This window comes from Mucilaginibacter yixingensis, from assembly GCF_041080815.1.
GTDB classification, from domain to species: domain Bacteria; phylum Bacteroidota; class Bacteroidia; order Sphingobacteriales; family Sphingobacteriaceae; genus Mucilaginibacter; species Mucilaginibacter yixingensis.
The window spans coordinates 4,626,076-4,642,421 of the sequence record NZ_CP160205.1 but is presented as its reverse complement, the minus strand read 5'-3'; the positions used below and the strand labels follow the sequence as shown (position 1 = coordinate 4,642,421).

Sequence of the window (16,346 nt, the reverse complement as noted above, 5' to 3'; positions counted from 1 at the left end):
TCAGAAATTTTAATTTAGCTATTGTTATGCTTAGTGTTATTAAACGGCCCATATTTAAAACTGCCATATTGAGCAGCGGATTGTTGCTGATTACTTTACTCATTCTTGAACGTTTATGGAGCGAAGCCAGGGTTGAATGCGCTTTGTTGGTAGGATGCGTTGGATTATTCTATGCAGTAACCTTTTTGTGGACGGTAGTTTTCTGGATTGAAAAACGCCATTACCGCATCCCCTACGTGCCGTTTTGTATCAGCCTGATAACTGGCCTGATAGCCTATTGTATTCCGCTCAACCGGGTGTGTGACCGCGCCGAGTTTGCGGTACTACATAACAAATATGAAAAAATGGCCAACCTGGTGCTGCAAAGCCGTGGTGATACCAATGTGTATAACTATCGCCTGCCGCATAGATACCGTAAGCTATCGGTAGGTGGCGGAGACGCTGTGGTGGTACAAAATAAAGACGTCCGCGCGGTGATGTTTTATACCTTTAGAGATGCAGAGCGCAGTAAAGGTTTTATTAAGCTATCCAGAGGGCAAAATATAACCGAATGCGCCCACAGCCTTTATAACGAAGTAAATTTGGTAAAACCCATGGGCAACAACTGGTATTATATCACAGGCGAGTAACCTGTTCAGAGTTTAAAGATTCTGTTCATCAATACCCATTTTTCGCCAGGTTTGGTGCCGGGGATGGCCTGTTGATATTTCCACATCTGGGCTTCCCAGTCATCAACCCTGGTATTCCCGGCATCCATGGCCGCTTTACGTTCAAAGCTGAAAGTTTCATCTGTATCCATAATCATAAACAGGCGATTGCCAAAACGATAGATTTCCATATCGATGATGCCGGCATCGGTTATGCTCTTCAATATTTCGGGCCAAACAGCACGGTGGTAGGCCTCGTATTCGGCAATTAAAGTAGGGTCATTCACCAGATCAAGGGCAAAGCAATAGCGAGTGTTCATAGCAGGTTTATAAGTGGTTGCGGTGCTTGCGCAGGGCAAAATACGTTTTTTAAGCAGAACAAAATGCTTACCTTAGCCGCTTAATTTTACATCCCTTCAATGAAACCAGGAATTAAGTTAGCAATAGGGGCAGACCACGCCGGATTTGAGTATAAACAAGCATTGGCAGGCAGCGTACAAGCCAGCGAAGTGAGTGATTTTGGTACCTATTCTACAGATTCTGTTGACTATCCTGATTTTGCTCACCCCGTAGCCAACGCCATTGAGAACGGCGATGCCGATTTTGGTATATTGGTTTGCGGCAGCGGCAACGGCATTGCTATTGCGGCCAATAAACACCAGGGCATACGTGCAGCAATTTGCTGGAACGAAGAACTGGCAGCGCTGGCGCGTCAGCATAACAATGCCAATATTGTGGTAATCCCGGCGCGTTTCATTTCGCTGGAGTTGGCCAAAAAGATTGTCAACGTTTTCTTGAGCACCGATTTTGAGGGCGGTCGCCATGCTACCCGGGTAGGTAAAATTTCCTGCTAAGCAAACAAAGCAAACAAACATATACTGCCGGAGCCATCCGGCAGTAACGGATTAACTAACATCATGAAGAAAATTGCTCTACTAACGGTGGTGGTGGCTGTTGCTGCATCTGCCTGTGCCCAGCAACCAGATGTACTGGCTAAAAAATATGCCGGTTACATTACCCCTCAAAACGCCAAAGCCCATTTAACCATACTAGCCGCCGATGATATGGAAGGCCGAGAAACAGGTAAACCCGGGGCCGAAAAAGCCGCCCGTTATCTGGCTGGCGAGTACAAAGCCTTAGGCCTGCTGCCTGCCAACAAAGGTTCTTACTTTCTGGATGTTGCGTTGGAGGAAACCTCATTGCGGGCCGATAAATTTATGGTTAACGGTGCCAGCCTGATTTACGGTAAAGACTACTACGCACAGGGATGGGCCGATCCAAAGAAATTAAATGAAAGCAGTATTGTATTTGTGGGCTATGGCTCGCCCGCAGAAATGACTGCCGATGTGACCGGCAAAATTGTACTGCTGATAGGTGAGGAGCGCCCTGGTACGGTCATCCCGCAAACCACCAGCGCCCGTCGCCGAGGGGTGATCATGAGCGAGGCCCGCCAGGCCATTATGCAACACCTGATTGCTAAGAACCCGGCTTTGATTTTGCAGGTAAGTAACGCTACTGCCGCTAACGCTGCTCGTTTTGCAACACCGCGCGTTAGTATGAGCCTGAAAAAAGAGAATACGGAAGTTGTACCTGTACCACCGGTTAACTTCTTCATCACCCCGGCAGTAGCCAATCAATTGCTAAAAAATACCGGTAAAACGTATGAAGCATTAAAAAGTGCCATTGAGGAAGGCAAGCCGCAAACCCAGGTGGTAAAAGTGCCGGTAGTGGCCGATTTTGGTACCATACATAAAGATATTAACGCAGAGGATATTGTATCATATATCCCCGGGTCTGATCCTAAGCTAAAGGATGAAGTATTGGTGTTCTCGGCTCATTACGATCACATCGGCCTGAATGCTGATGGACCGGACAAGGTAAACAACGGTGCTGATGATGATGGCTCGGGCTCTGTAGGTATTCTGGAAATTGCACGCGCCTTTATGCAGGCAAAGAAAGAGGGCCATGGCCCGAAACGCACTATCCTGTTTCTGGGTAACGTGGGTGAGGAAAAAGGCCTGCTGGGTTCTGAATATTATGCCGAGCATCCGGTGTTCCCGTTGGCTAATACCATTACAGATCTGAATATAGATATGATTGGTCGTGTGGGTGAGGAGTATTTGAACAGTCCGGATTCAGCCAACTTTGTTTATCCAATTGGCTCGGCCATGCTGAGCTCTACACTGCGCAAGGTATTGGAGAATGCTAATAACACGTATACGCATCTGAAACTGGATTACAAATACGATGATCCGAAAGATCCGAACCGTTTTTATTACCGTTCAGATCATTACAACTTTGCTAAGCATGGTGTGCCAATTATTTTCTTTTTTAACGGCGTGCATGCCGATTACCACAAGCCAAGCGATGAGGTGAGCAAGATCAACTTCCCGCTGCTGGCCAAACGTGCACAGCTGGTATTTTATATTGGCTGGGATCTGGCCAACAGGGCTGAGCGACCGGTGGTGGATGTGAAAAGCCCGATGGCGAGCGACAGATAATCTTTAGCAGATATTTTATTTTATATAACGCCCTTGCTGATGTGCAGCAAGGGCGTTTTTGTGTTTTATATCGGCTTTGTTCCTGGCAATGACGTGGTATAATTATACCGCAGTTTTGGTGCCGGTTACACCTTTGTGGTATTTACGCGGTAATAACCGCGCCTATATCCGTAACCCTCTACGTAGCCGTTACACTAAGTCTGCATAGAATTGGTCGTCTTCATGCAAAAATAATAAGTCAAAAACGCCCTCCACTGTTAAATTTTCAGCATTTTGGCCAGTATATTTAAAAAACTATAATAATATTCATAGGTTTATGTTTTGATGATCTTTGTTTAAATTGACCCTGTAAAACCGAGTATGAGAATCTACCACCTCAGTGCAGAATGTTATCCAGTTGCCAAGATTGGCGGTTTGGGCGACGTTGTTGGAGCACTGCCGAAATATCAGAATAAAGCCGGACTGAGCGCCGCTGTTGTGTTGCCGCATTATGACCGAAAGTTTGTGCGCGAGCATCAGTTTGACGTTGTTTTTCGGGCCACCAACCTGTTTGGCGGCAAGCGTACTGAGTTTGAGGTTTGGAAAGAGAAAGCGGATACACTGGGTTTTGAATTATACCTCATCCACATCCCCGGTTTGCTGGACCGCGAGAATATTTATAGTTATCCAGACGAAACCGAACAGTTTATCGCCTATCAGCTGGCATTTCTGGACTGGATCAACTGGTCGCAGCAAGCGCCTGATATCATTCACTGTCATGACCACCATAGCGGGCTGATTCCTTTTATGCTGGCGCACTCTGCCTTGTATAAACGCCTGGCCAATACGCGTACCGTGTTTACCATCCATAACGGACAGTATCATGGTGCTTTCGGCTGGTCAAAGTTTGCCTACCTGCCGGAGGTGGACATGACCTCTACCGGATTGCTGGATTGGAGCAACGGCATTAATCCGCTGGCATCTGCGGTGCGGTGCTGCTCAGCTTATACCACCGTTTCGCCAAGTTATATGGATGAGCTCACCTGGCAATCTAACGGATTGGAGCATTTGTTCCAGATGGAGCGCCACCGTGGTGTGGGCATTGTTAACGGCATTGATACCCAGGTATGGAACCCGGAAACCGACCCGATGATTGCGGCTAACTATTCCTTAAAAAACATTGCCGAAGGCAAACAAAAAAATAAAGAAGCACTTTGCAAACGCTTTGATCTGGATACCGAGAAACCATTGATCTCTTTCATTGGCCGCCTGGTTGATGATAAAGGCGCTGATTTACTGGCCGAGGCCATTGACCGAGCCATTGAGCAATACCCATGGGAAGCCAACTTTTTAGTACTGGGCACCGGCGATCCTGACACGGAGCAGGCGCTGGATGTATTAAAATTGCGACAGACCCAACAATACCGGGTATATATTGGTTATGATGAACAACTTTCGCACCAGATCTATGCCGGATCTGACTTTCTGCTGATGCCATCGCGCGTGGAGCCTTGTGGGTTAAACCAACTCTACTCGTTGCGCTACGGCACAGTGCCCATGGTGCGCAGCACCGGTGGCTTGAAAGATACCGTAATTGATTATGGTGATGAGGGGGGCTACGGTATCAGGTTTGATCAGGCCAGTGTGCGGGATATTGTTTATTCTGTGGGCAGGGCCATATCGCTTTATCGCGATGCCGCACACATGGCGCAGTTGCGTAATCGCATGATGTCGCTCGACTTTTCGTGGGATCGATCGGCCCGCGAGTACATTCACCTCTATGAACGCTTAATAACCAACATATGACATCAAAAGTAATCAGCATTGTGCTTGGCGGCGGCCAGGGAACAAGGCTTTTCCCGCTTACCGCAACACGCTCTAAGCCTGCCGTGCCTATTGCAGGTAAATACCGCCTGGTAGATATTCCTATCTCTAACTGTTTGCACTCGGGCATTAGCCGCATTTTTGTGTTAACGCAGTTTAACTCGGCATCGTTAAACAAGCACATTAAGAATACTTACCACTTCAGCAGTTTCAGCGATGCTTTTGTTGACATTCTGGCGGCAGAACAAACTCCAAGCAGCGTGGCCTGGTTTCAGGGTACGGCTGATGCGGTGCGTCAAAGTCTTCACCACTTGTCTGTGCATGAGTTTGAGTATGTGCTGATCCTTTCTGGCGATCAACTTTACCAGATGGATTTTGACGATATGATCAACGCGCACATCGCACAGAATGCCGAGATCTCTATCGCCAGTATTCCGGTGCATGCCAATGATGTCCCTGGTTTTGGTATCCTGAAAACAGATGATGAAAACAACATCACCGCGTTTGTTGAGAAACCGAAGAAAGATTTTGAAAGCTGGGCTTCTGAAGTGAGTGATGAGATGCAGGCAGCCGGCCGTGTTTACCTGGCCAGCATGGGTATCTACATCTTTAACCGCAAAACGCTGTATGATTTACTGCAGGGTAATGACCGTACCGATTTTGGTAAGGAGATTATTCCGCAATCTATCAAAGATCATAAAGTGGTGAGCTTTCAGTACGAAGGTTATTGGACCGATATCGGTACCATCCCATCATTCTTTGATGCCAATCTGGGGCTAACTGATGATATCCCAGAGTTTAACCTGTTTGGTAACCGCCCAATTTATACCCGCGCGCGCATGCTGCCGCCATCAAAGGTATCGGGCACGCATTTGCAAAAAGCTATCGTTTCTGAGGGTTGTATTGTAAATGCATCATCTATCACCCGCTCGGTGGTAGGTATCCGTACCCGCATTGGCTTTGATACGGTTATTGAGAATTGCTACATTATGGGTAGCGATAACTACCAGACCCTGGAGCAGATAGAGCAGTGCAAAGCCAATAATACCCCGGTTATGGGTATTGGCGATCGCTGCCACATTAAAAATGCCATTATTGATAAGAACTGTTACATTGGTAACGACGTAATTATTAACTGTGGCGAGACGCTGGAAAATGGCGATTATGGCTGTTATACCGTTCAGGATGGTATAGTGGTGGTTAAAAAGCGTGCCGTTATTCCAAATGGAACTGTAATTTAATTAACTATTGGTAAACTTTTTAAAGAAGTGTGGCGTTATTGATTAGTAACACTTATTCAATAATCAAATACACCATCTATGAAAAAAGTGATTGGTATGGTTGCCCTGGCAGCCATTTTAGCCGGAAGCGCTAGTGCATATGCGGCAACTGTTAAAAGTTCAACGACGTCAGCGCAGCAAGACACCACCAAGAAAAAGGTGAAAGAGAAAAACGGTAAAGTTAAAAAGAAAGAAAAAACAGAAAAGGATACTACAGCAACCAAGATGTAGTAACTCACCAACCACAAAAAACGCCCCGCAAGTAATTGCGGGGCGTTTTTTGTGGGTATAAACTTCCTGTCATGCTGAGGGACGAAGCATCTCTGCGGACAGTCCACATGATTTGCGTCAGAGATGCTTCGTTCCTCAGCATGACATTATGGTTCGTGCTTAACTCATATTATTCTTTAATCTCCGTAAAACTCAATCATACCTATACCGCTCCAGATCATAATCAGACTGCCCGCTGATGAGTTTCTTTTTGCGCTCTACATCGGTGCTGAGGTTATGATCAAAAAGCTGGTCGGTTGCGGCCATATCACGCTCTTTATCACGTTCGGCAAAGTGCATATTGGCCTCGCTTACCTTTGCCAGCGCTACATCATACGGGCCTTTAGGCGACATCAGCTTAACAAACACCGGCAAACACTCAAAGAGGATGAAGAGGTAACCAATGAATGAGACGGCCAGATAGGTATCCAGATCGCGCGTGCCGTTGTCATTATAAGTGATCTGTCCCAGCGCCCAGTTGCGGTCGGCAAAGCCGGCTACGTTGGCCAGGCTGTCCAGCTGTTTATTGGTGTATTGGCGCATGTTGGTCAGGCCCTCGTAGTCCTTACGGGCGGCCAGGTAATCGTCCATCTGACCTAAATCATCGGTTACGGTTTTGAGGCGGGCCTGTTTTTCATCCAGCACCGCCTGCTTTTGCTTGGCATAGGTGCCATAACCTGTAATGCCCGATGTTTGGTTGGTTTTATCGCCAAATACTTCCTGGTTCAGCTGAAAGCGGGAGCGGTTGATATCTTTTTCCAACGAGTCTTTCTCTTTCTTCAGATCGTTGTTTTTGCCCAGCTCCATGGCATACTTTTGCTTGTAAGCCAGTTCGAGTGTGTCCAGACGGCGGTTTTGACCTTTGGTATAGGCCACTTTCAGTTTCTGCCGGATCTCTTTATCAAAGATCTTCAACTCCAGTGGACGCGAAATCACCACCCCAATCATAATAGCCAGCAAAATACGTGGCGATGCCTGCATGATCTGCTGATTGGTGGTACCCTCTTTGTTGATGCTGGATACGATGTATCGGTCCATATTAAAGATGGCCGTACCCCACAGTAAGCCAAACAAAATGGCGAATATGACCGCCATAGCATTGCCCGCAAACACAAAATACATGGCATAGCCGCCAGACAGGGCAGCAAAAAGCGCCGTAAAGAAAATGGTAGCCCCAATGCCCACATATTTATTGTGTTCAATAGGGTATTTTTTTAAAGTAGCTATATGGGCTCCTGAACAGAACCAAAAGAAGCGGGTAACTTTATGCATTAATAGTTTTTTCTGTGTTTTAGTATGAAACGCCTTAACCGACTTATTGTTACAGATTTATTTGTATGTTTTCTGTAAAAGTAACAGTAATTGCCGGTAGTGCTATTCGATTTTGTCATTGCGAGGAACGTAGGGAAGGTGGGTAGGGGTGACGAAGCAATCTCGTCGCATGTTAAACGTGCGACAAGATTGCTTCGTCGTTCCCGGTGCGCCATGCCCATAGTACTCCTCGCAATGACAAATTAGGTAGTTTGCCACTCTGCAAAGGTAAAATAAAAAACCCTGCGCAGCGTTGCTGGGCAGGGCCGGTTTACAAGTGGCCGAAAGGCTCCTTTTTTTATAAGTTGTTCAGTAAGTAGCTTTTAAAATCGGCAAAGTTTGGTTGCAGGGCGGTAGCCTGTTTCTCACGCTGCTCTAACTCTTTCACTTGTTCAGGTATCTGTACCGCATCGGCAATAGCGCCGGTAAATACGTCTGGGAATTTGCACGGGTGCGCGGTTGACAGGAACACGCCGGTAACATCGCCCGGGTGTTTGCTCAGCCAATCGGTAACCGCCAGCCAGGCAATGGCCGTATGCGGGCAAACCACGTAGTTATATTTTTGATACACGGCCTCAATGGCTTTCAGCGTATCGTCATCATTAAAGCTGTAGCCGGTAATCATGTTTTTCAACGCTGGCAAGTCGTTTTTAAACATATCGGCAATACGTACCCAGTTGCTTGGGTTACCCACGTCCATAGCGTTTGACAGGGTTTGTACTGATGGTTTCGGCTCGTAAACACCGCTGGTCAGGTAAGCCGGAACAGTATCGTTTACGTTGGTAGCCGCAATGAATTGCTCAACCGGCAAGCCCATTTTCCAGGCCAGGATGCCGGCGCCAATGTTTCCAAAATTGCCGCTTGGCACTGCAAAAGCTACTTTGCTTTTACCCTCGCGCCGCATTTGTGCGTAGGCATTAAAGTAGTAGAAAGTTTGCGGGATCAAACGGGCAATATTGATAGAGTTGGCCGAAGTCAGACGCAATGCTGCATTCAGATCAGCATCGGTAAATGCTTGTTTTACCAGTGCCTGGCAATCGTCAAAAGTACCGTCAACTTCCAGCGCACGGATGTTCTGGCCGTTGGTGGTTAATTGCTGCTCCTGCACGCCGCTCACCTTGCCTTTAGGGTAAAGAATGGTAACGCGGGTATTTGGTACACCCAGGAAACCCAGGGCTACAGCGCCGCCGGTATCGCCAGAAGTGGCTACCAGTACGTCCAGCTGTTTCTCGCCAGCTTCAAGGAAGTAGGCCATTACACGGCTCATAAATCTGGCGCCAAAATCTTTAAACGCCAAAGAGGGGCCGTGGAAAAGTTCCAGCACGCGCACGTTATCTTCCAGTTCTACTACCGGTGCCTCAAAGTTAATAGCATCTTCAATCAGGGCTTTCAGATCACCATCCGGGATGGCGCCTTGCAGCAGATGCTGGGCTACGGTATAGGCAATTTCCTGTAACGACAGGATGCCCAGGTTATCAATAAACTCCTTTGGCAGGCGCGGGATGCTAACGGGCATATAAAGGCCTTTATCCTGCGGCATGCTGTTGAACACCGCCTCTTTAAAATCTACACGGAGATCGGGGTTGTTGGTACTGTAGAGGTTCATTTTAATGATTTCGAAAATCGGATGTCTGATTTCGGATTGTTTTGTTATTTATGATTTCGGTGTGAACCGATTATGCTTAATTCTTCTCGTCATTGCGAGGAACGAAGCAATCTCTGTACTTGCAAAGCCGGTTTGTATGTCCGACTATCCTATGCAGAGATTGCTTCGTGCCTCGCAATGACGTGGAGTTATAGTTCCCCCTTCAGGGGGCTAGGGGGCTTATCCAATCACCTTTGGCCCTGCATCATTGATAGTTGATACATAGCTGAAAGAATCGATCTTCATGCCTTCTAAAAAGCTTTGCAGCTTCTCGGTAATTTTTTGTGCGGTAGCTTCGTCTCTGGTAAATGCAAATACCGATGGACCAGAGCCTGAAATACCAAAGCTAACGGCGCCAAGTTCCATAGACATTTCGCGCATTTGGTAAAAACCAGGGATCAGCATAGAGCGTACCGGTTCTACCAGCACGTCTTTCATGCTGCGGCCAATCAGGTCTATATCCTGCATAAACAAACCGCTTACCAGGCCGGCTACGTTGCCCCATTGGGTAACAGCATCTTTCATATCCACTTTTTTGCGGATAATTTGGCGGGCTTCGCGGGTTGGTACATCAACATCAGGGAATACAATGGCGCACCACAAATCTTTCGGGTGTGGCAGGCGCACTACATCCAGCGGCTCATAGCTGCGGATCAGCACAAAGCCACCAAACAGGGCAGGGGCAACGTTATCAGCATGACCTTGTCCGCATGCCATTTCCTCACCTTTCATGGCGAAAGGTAGCAACGCAATTGGGTCGCGGTCATCGCCTAAAATAGTTTTGGCGGCAAACAAACCAGCCACTGTACTGGCCGAGCTTGAGCCCAAACCACTACCGATAGGCATTTTTTTATGCAGCTCTATATCCAAACCCAGATCAGAGCGACCGATGCTTTCCAGGTAATGCTTAACGCTTACGCTCACGGTGTTCTTAGCCGGATCCATTGGCAGGCGACCGTTATCGCCGGTAATTTTGCTAATGGTAATACCCGGTTTGTCAGTTACACGCATTACCACTTCATCGCCCGGTGCGTTTACCGCAAAGCCCAGCACGTCAAAACCGCACACCACGTTAGCCACCGTAGCCGGTGCAAACACGGTAACGCTTTTTTGTTTTACCTCAAAGGTCGGTGTTTTTTCTGCCACCATTAATTCTTCCATTTTATTGTATTCTCCTTCTCCCGGTTTGTCCTTCTTCTTACATATCATTTCGACCATCGGGAGAAATCTTTTCGATCATGCTTTTACGCCTGGCGAGCCTGTCGCTCCAAAAAGATCTCTCACTGTCGTTCAAGATGACAACCTGGGTTATTTATTCACTCCCCTTTCGGGGGATGAGGGCTCTTAATTAGCGCCCACGTTAATCAAATCTGCAAACACGCCCGCGGCGGTTACTTCTGCACCTGCGCCAGGGCCTTTTACCACCATTGGGCGCACCTTGTAGCGGTCTGTTGTAAAGGCGATGATGTTATCGCTGCCGCTCATGGTATAGAACGGATGCTCTTTATCAACCATTTCCAGGCTGATGCTGGCTTTGCCGTTATCAAGCATACCGATGTAGCGCAGCACCTTACCTTGTGATGCTGCGGTGTTTTTCAGGTCCTCGAAATAAGCGTTCTCTGATTTCAAGGCTGCGTAGAAATCGGCTACTGTGGCTGCTTCCAGACATGCTTTTGGCAGGATGCTGTCTATCTGCACGTCTTCGGCTTCCATCTGGTAACCGGCATCGCGGGCCAGGATCAGGATCTTGCGCATAAAGTCGGTGCCGCGCAGGTCATCACGTGGATCTGGCTCGGTGTAGCCCAACTCTTGTGCGGTTTGTACCACATCGTGGAAAGTAGCATCGCCATTAAAATTGTTGAAGATGTAAGAGATGGTACCCGAAAGTATCGCCTCGATCTTCTGCAGGCGGTCGCCGCTTGACATCAGGTCTTTCAGCGTGCGGATGATTGGCAGGCCTGCACCCACGTTCGTCTCATAGAAAAAGTCGACCCCGTGACGGCGAGCCGTATCGCGGAACATTTTGTAGCGGCTGTACGGACCGGAGTTGCCGATCTTGTTACAGGTTACTACCGATATGTTTGATTTAAAAATCTGCTCGTAAAACTCAATTGGTTTAGGGCTGGCCGTGTTATCAATAAACACACAGTTAGGCAGGTTCATGGCTTTCATCTTGGTGATGAAATCGCCCAGGTCTGCCACCTCGTGGCTGGCCTCCAGTTTAGCTTCCCAGTTGTTCAGGTCAAAACCGTCGGCATCAAATGCCATTTTACGGGTGTTGGCAATACCTGCAATTTTTACAGAGATGCCGTTGTTGGCTTCCAAGAACTCAACGTGGTCATTCAATTGTTTGAACAGGGTTTTGCCAATGTTGCCAGTGCCCAGACAGAACGCATGCAACGTTTTGTTGAGCTGCGCAAAGAATGAATCGTGCACCGCATTCAGCGCTTTGGCCAGATCGCCACCGCTGATGATTACCGAGATATTATACTCTGATGAACCTTGTGCAATGGCACGTACGTTAACACCGTTACGGCCCAGCGCATGGAACAATTTGCCCGAGATGCCCGGGGTTTGTTTCATGTTCTCGCCCACAATGGCCAGCACAGCCAGGTCTTCTTCAATTACCGGGTACTCCAGTTTTTTAGCCAGCAGTTCCAGCTCAAACTCTTGCTCCATCAGTTGTTTGGCGCGCTCAGCGTCATCAGGTTGTACGGCAAAAGTGATGCTGTGTTCTGATGATGACTGGGTGATCAGGATCACGTTGATCTGCTCGCGGGCCAGTAAAGAGAACAGCCTGCCGCTAAAGCCAGCTTTACCCACCATACCGCTACCCTGTAAGTTAAGGATGCTGATTTTGTTAACCGATGAAATGCCTTTGATAGCCAGGTTTGATGCACCACAGTCATGACGGATCACGGTGCCTTCAAAAGAAGTATCAAAAGTGTTTTTGATAACAATTGGGATCTTTTTCAGGAACGCCGGGATCATGGTTGGCGGATAGATTACCTTGGCGCCGAAGTAAGAAAGCTCCATGGCTTCGGTATAAGTCAGCTCCGGTAATGAGAATGCTTTTTTCACCATGCGTGGGTCGGCAGTCATCATACCGTTCACATCGGTCCAGATCTCGATGGCAGAGGCGTTCAGTACCGCACCGAAGATAGCTGCAGTATAATCGCTGCCACCACGGCCCAGGGTGGTAATGTTACCAGCCTCGTTACTTGAAATGAAGCCGGTTACAAATAATATTTTATCGCTGTTATTGCGGTATAAATCGTTTACCAGCAGGCTGGTCAGGTCCATATTTACTTTGGCCTGGCCGTAGCTGCTATCTGTTTTTACTACCTCGGTAGCATCAACAAATAAACAAGCCGGGAAGTGCTGCATCGCAATGCGGCTAATCATCATTGATGAGCAACGCTCGCCATAGCTTAAAATCAGATCGCGGGTTTTTGGTGTTAACTCGCGCAGGGTAAGCACGCCTTGCAGCAGGTCTTCCAGTTGGTTAAAGTAAATTTTAAGGCGGGTGAGTACCGGGTTTTGGTTCTGCACATCCAGCAGTTCTTTAACAACACCGTAGTGTTTGGTCTCCAGCTCTGCCAGGTGTTGGGTAAACTCCCGGCCGGCAGCAGCTTGCTCTGCCATTTGTACCAGCAGGTTGGTAACGCCGCTCATGGCCGATAGTACCACCACTGGGGCGCCCTGGCTCATATCTTCCTGTTTAAGGATGTCTATTACCGTACTGATGCTTTTTACGCTGCCTACAGATGTGCCGCCAAATTTTAAAACTTTCATTGAGATGCTTAATCGTGATTTAAACAAAAAGCGCCTTCCCCGTTTACCGGAGGAAGGCGCTTTTTGGTTTTATCTTGTGTTACACCATGTGGCTTATCTTCCTCCGTGATTATACCCGGTGGTAATAATTGAGCCAATAATGGTGATGTTCTTAGTCATGTTTTTAATGACGACAAATTAAGTAGTTTTTTCTTTAACGTGCAAGGATAAAATGAATTTTATTTATTGGGTGGAAAATATTGATTTTCACGTCATTGCGAGGAACGAAGCAATCTCTGTACTTGCAATGCCAGCATCCATTGCAGACTATCCTCCGCAGAGATTGCTTCGTTCCTCGCAATGACGTGGAGGATTGGAGAGATTTATCGTACTTTTGAATCATCATGCCCGAGCGCAATAAGATTTACTTCGCATCAGATTTTCATTTAGGCACACCTAGCTATACCGCCACCCGTGAGCGTGAACAACGCTTGATCAATTGGCTGGATATAGTGAAAGTTGATGCCGCTGAACTGTTTCTGGTAGGCGATGTGTTTGACTTTTGGTTTGAATATGCCACTGTGGTGCCCAAAGGCTACATCCGTTTTCTGGGCAAGCTGGCCGAGCTGGCCGATGCTGGCGTTAAGTTATGGTTCTTCAAAGGCAATCATGATATGTGGGTGTTTGATTACTTTGAGCAGGAGTTGGATGCCACGATCATCGATAATGAGATGATTATAGAGCGTCATGGCAAAAAGTTTTTCATCCATCATGGTGACGGACTGGCTGCGGGCGATCATTCCTATAAGCTACTTAAGAAAATCTTCAGGAGTAACCTTTGTCAATGGCTCTTTGCCCGGATCCACCCCAACCTGGGGGTGGGGATAGCCAACTACTGGTCGCGCCATAGCCGCAAAAGCAATATGAAGAAGAAAGACCCGCGCCCGGCGGAGTCTGAATGGTTGGTAGCATACTGTCGCCAGCACCTTGACCGCGAATATGATTACATGATTTTTGGCCACAGTCATTTACCGGTAGACTACCGTTTGAACGATAAAACCCGCTACATTAATCTGGGTGAGTGGTTGATGTATGATTATAGTTATGCGGTGTTTGATGGTGAGGATGTGGTGTTGCATTATAAGGAGAGGGAGTAGAGTCTGGGCGTCCTTCGCTGGACTTGAGGCTTATTATATCTATGAATGTTTCTTGCAATTTTGTTCTGTAGTCCGCTCATTGCCCGCGGAGGCTTGTTACTTTTTGGCGAAAAAGTAACCAAAACGCTTTGACAGCGGAATGCTTCTTTTTTCGCACAGACCTTTTCCTGCAAATCAGCCAGAACCACAGGGCGCCACTTCAACGCCTCGGCTTGCGCTACACACTGGCCACTGCTTCAGGCGTCGAAGATGAATGCCCCCTGCTGCCGCACAGTCCAACTTGTTCTGTCTGATTTCGGCCAGAAGCTGCCCGCTGTCGGACATCGCACATTAGCATTAGAATTTGCCCCTAGTTTCCCTGTCCAAATAAAAAGCTTAGGGCTGTCAAAACGCCGGGCCGGGCGTTGGCGGGAATGCCGTAAAATTTGACTGCGCTGTGCGCGTCAAATTTGCGCAGGGCGCGGAGAAGGAATCGTTTTGACTTGATTTTTTGGTTACTTTTTGATCAAGCAAAAAGTGACTAGGCCCCCGCGGCCATGAGCGGACCAACGATAATAATAGAACGAACCACCTAAATTAGTAGAATCCTACGACAGTGAAATTTGGAATGACACGCTTGTCAATAGTCAGTACCCTGTAAATCATACTCATCGACTAAATCCCGGTTCAAGATTTTTGCCTACCTTTGCATACTTTTTGCAGTACCTGTTCGGTATAAACCCGATTGAAGTGGATACCGGCCTTGTGGCTAAGGCCTGCAGGCGTATGAACGGAAAGCGGGACCGCTGGAACCGACGAACTACTGCAATTGATTTTCTGGGAGAAAAAATAAGATGTTAGATAAATTAGAACTGATTTACGAGCGCTGGAAAACAGTAGAAGGTGAGTTGAGCAGCCCTGAGGCCATGGCCGATATGAAACGCTTTGCGCAACTGAACCGTGAGTATAAAGACCTGGGTAAGATTGTGGACGAATACCTGGTGTACCGCAATATTATGAGCAATATTGACAGCAGTAAGGCGATTTTGGCAACCGAGAAGGACGAGGAGTTCAGAGAGATGGCCAAAATGGAGCTGGATGAACTGTTGACGCAACAGGAAGAAAAAGAAGAGCAGATTCGTGTGATGCTGATTCCGAAAGATCCGGAAGATAGCAAAAATGCTATTGTGGAGATTCGCGGTGGTACTGGTGGTGATGAGGCGGCCCTGTTTGCGGGCGACCTTTACCGCATGTATATGCGCTATTGCGAGAAACGCGGCTGGCGTACAGAACTGGTTGATTATACCGAGGGTACCAGCGGCGGCTATAAAGAGATTGTGTTTAACGTGCTGGCAGAGGATGCTTATGGTACGCTGAAATATGAATCGGGCGTGCACCGCGTACAGCGTGTGCCTGATACCGAGACGCAAGGCAGGGTGCATACCTCGGCTGCGTCGGTAGTGGTGTTGCCAGAGGTTGATGAGTTTGATATTGATTTGCAGGTAAGTGATATCCGTAAAGATCTGTTCTGTGCTTCGGGACCAGGCGGACAGTCGGTAAATACCACTTATTCAGCCGTGCGTTTAACCCACATCCCTACGGGTATTGTGGCGCAGTGCCAGGATCAAAAATCGCAGTTAAAGAACTACGATAAGGCGCTGCAGGTGTTACGTTCTCGTGTTTACGAGATGGAATTGCAGAAGCACATGGAAGAAGTTTCCAAGAAACGTAAAACCATGGTATCAACCGGCGACCGTTCTGCCAAGGTGCGTACCTACAATTATCCGCAAGGCCGGGTTACTGAGCACCGCATTGGTTTGACCATTTACAACCTGCCTAACGTAATGAACGGCGACCTGCAGGAGATAATGGAGCAGTTGCAATTTGCCGAAAACGCCGAAAAACTGAAAGAAGGCACTATAGCCTAACCGCATTTGACGGACGTTTAGAGTGGGAGAGAATAGAGATATTAAGTTTTT

Annotated in this window: 13 protein-coding genes; 8 read left to right on the top strand and 5 right to left on the bottom strand. The window is 47.7% G+C overall.

All coding sequences use genetic code 11. From position 1 onward, the window contains the following. The first annotated feature begins 26 nt into the window (after window positions 1-26). Window positions 27-629 (top strand): hypothetical protein, encoded by a 603-nt coding sequence (locus ABZR88_RS19000; protein ID WP_107827537.1) that lies wholly within the window; start codon window positions 27-29, stop codon window positions 627-629. 5 nt (window positions 630-634) lie between these two features. On the opposite strand, the gene ABZR88_RS18995 is transcribed toward ABZR88_RS19000, so the two are convergent. Further along, window positions 635-967, bottom strand: coding sequence for an L-rhamnose mutarotase (locus ABZR88_RS18995; RefSeq protein WP_107828023.1), 333 nt, complete (start codon window positions 965-967; stop codon window positions 635-637). A gap of 99 nt (window positions 968-1,066) precedes the next feature. Here ABZR88_RS18995 and rpiB point away from each other — a divergent pair, with 99 nt between their 5' ends. The 5 genes from rpiB (at window position 1,067) to ABZR88_RS18970 (ending at window position 6,462) form a co-directional block, all read left to right on the top strand. Beyond that, window positions 1,067-1,501, top strand: coding sequence for a ribose 5-phosphate isomerase B (rpiB, locus tag ABZR88_RS18990; RefSeq protein ID WP_107827536.1), 435 nt, complete (start codon window positions 1,067-1,069; stop codon window positions 1,499-1,501). Between the two features lie 63 nt (window positions 1,502-1,564). Further along, the gene (locus ABZR88_RS18985) at window positions 1,565-3,148 is read left to right on the top strand and encodes a M28 family peptidase (RefSeq protein WP_107827535.1); all 1,584 of its coding nucleotides are present in this window, start codon (window positions 1,565-1,567) and stop codon (window positions 3,146-3,148) included. 360 nt (window positions 3,149-3,508) lie between these two features. Then, window positions 3,509-4,933: a glycogen synthase gene (locus tag ABZR88_RS18980; RefSeq protein ID WP_107827534.1), complete on the top strand. Its 1,425-nt coding sequence runs from the start codon at window positions 3,509-3,511 to the stop codon at window positions 4,931-4,933. Continuing rightward, window positions 4,930-6,192: a glucose-1-phosphate adenylyltransferase gene (locus ABZR88_RS18975; protein WP_107827533.1), complete on the top strand. Its 1,263-nt coding sequence runs from the start codon at window positions 4,930-4,932 to the stop codon at window positions 6,190-6,192. Before ABZR88_RS18980 ends, ABZR88_RS18975 begins: the two co-directional genes overlap by 4 nt. A 78-nt stretch (window positions 6,193-6,270) precedes the next feature. Continuing rightward, the gene (locus tag ABZR88_RS18970; RefSeq protein ID WP_107827532.1) at window positions 6,271-6,462 is read left to right on the top strand and encodes a hypothetical protein; all 192 of its coding nucleotides are present in this window, start codon (window positions 6,271-6,273) and stop codon (window positions 6,460-6,462) included. A 192-nt stretch (window positions 6,463-6,654) separates the two neighbouring features. On the opposite strand, the gene ABZR88_RS18965 is transcribed toward ABZR88_RS18970, so the two are convergent. From ABZR88_RS18965 to thrA, 4 genes are all read right to left on the bottom strand, one after another. Then, window positions 6,655-7,773 carry a DUF4407 domain-containing protein gene (locus ABZR88_RS18965; RefSeq protein WP_107827531.1) on the bottom strand — a complete coding sequence of 373 codons (1,119 nt, stop codon included), beginning with the start codon at window positions 7,771-7,773 and terminating at the stop codon, window positions 6,655-6,657. Between the two features lie 337 nt (window positions 7,774-8,110). Beyond that, window positions 8,111-9,418 carry a threonine synthase gene (gene thrC / locus ABZR88_RS18960; RefSeq protein ID WP_107827530.1) on the bottom strand — a complete coding sequence of 436 codons (1,308 nt, stop codon included), beginning with the start codon at window positions 9,416-9,418 and terminating at the stop codon, window positions 8,111-8,113. A 219-nt stretch (window positions 9,419-9,637) separates the two neighbouring features. Then, window positions 9,638-10,618, bottom strand: a complete 981-nt coding sequence (locus tag ABZR88_RS18955) for a homoserine kinase (protein WP_107827529.1) — start codon at window positions 10,616-10,618, stop codon at window positions 9,638-9,640. Between the two features lie 183 nt (window positions 10,619-10,801). Continuing rightward, window positions 10,802-13,252, bottom strand: coding sequence for a bifunctional aspartate kinase/homoserine dehydrogenase I (gene thrA / locus ABZR88_RS18950; RefSeq protein WP_107827528.1), 2,451 nt, complete (start codon window positions 13,250-13,252; stop codon window positions 10,802-10,804). Window positions 13,253-13,635: 383 nt separating this feature from the next. Here thrA and ABZR88_RS18945 point away from each other — a divergent pair, with 383 nt between their 5' ends. After that, window positions 13,636-14,388: a UDP-2,3-diacylglucosamine diphosphatase gene (locus tag ABZR88_RS18945; protein ID WP_107827527.1), complete on the top strand. Its 753-nt coding sequence runs from the start codon at window positions 13,636-13,638 to the stop codon at window positions 14,386-14,388. Between the two features lie 833 nt (window positions 14,389-15,221). Beyond that, window positions 15,222-16,295 carry a peptide chain release factor 1 gene (gene prfA, locus ABZR88_RS18940; protein WP_107827526.1) on the top strand — a complete coding sequence of 358 codons (1,074 nt, stop codon included), beginning with the start codon at window positions 15,222-15,224 and terminating at the stop codon, window positions 16,293-16,295. Window positions 16,296-16,346: the final 51 nt, after the last annotated feature.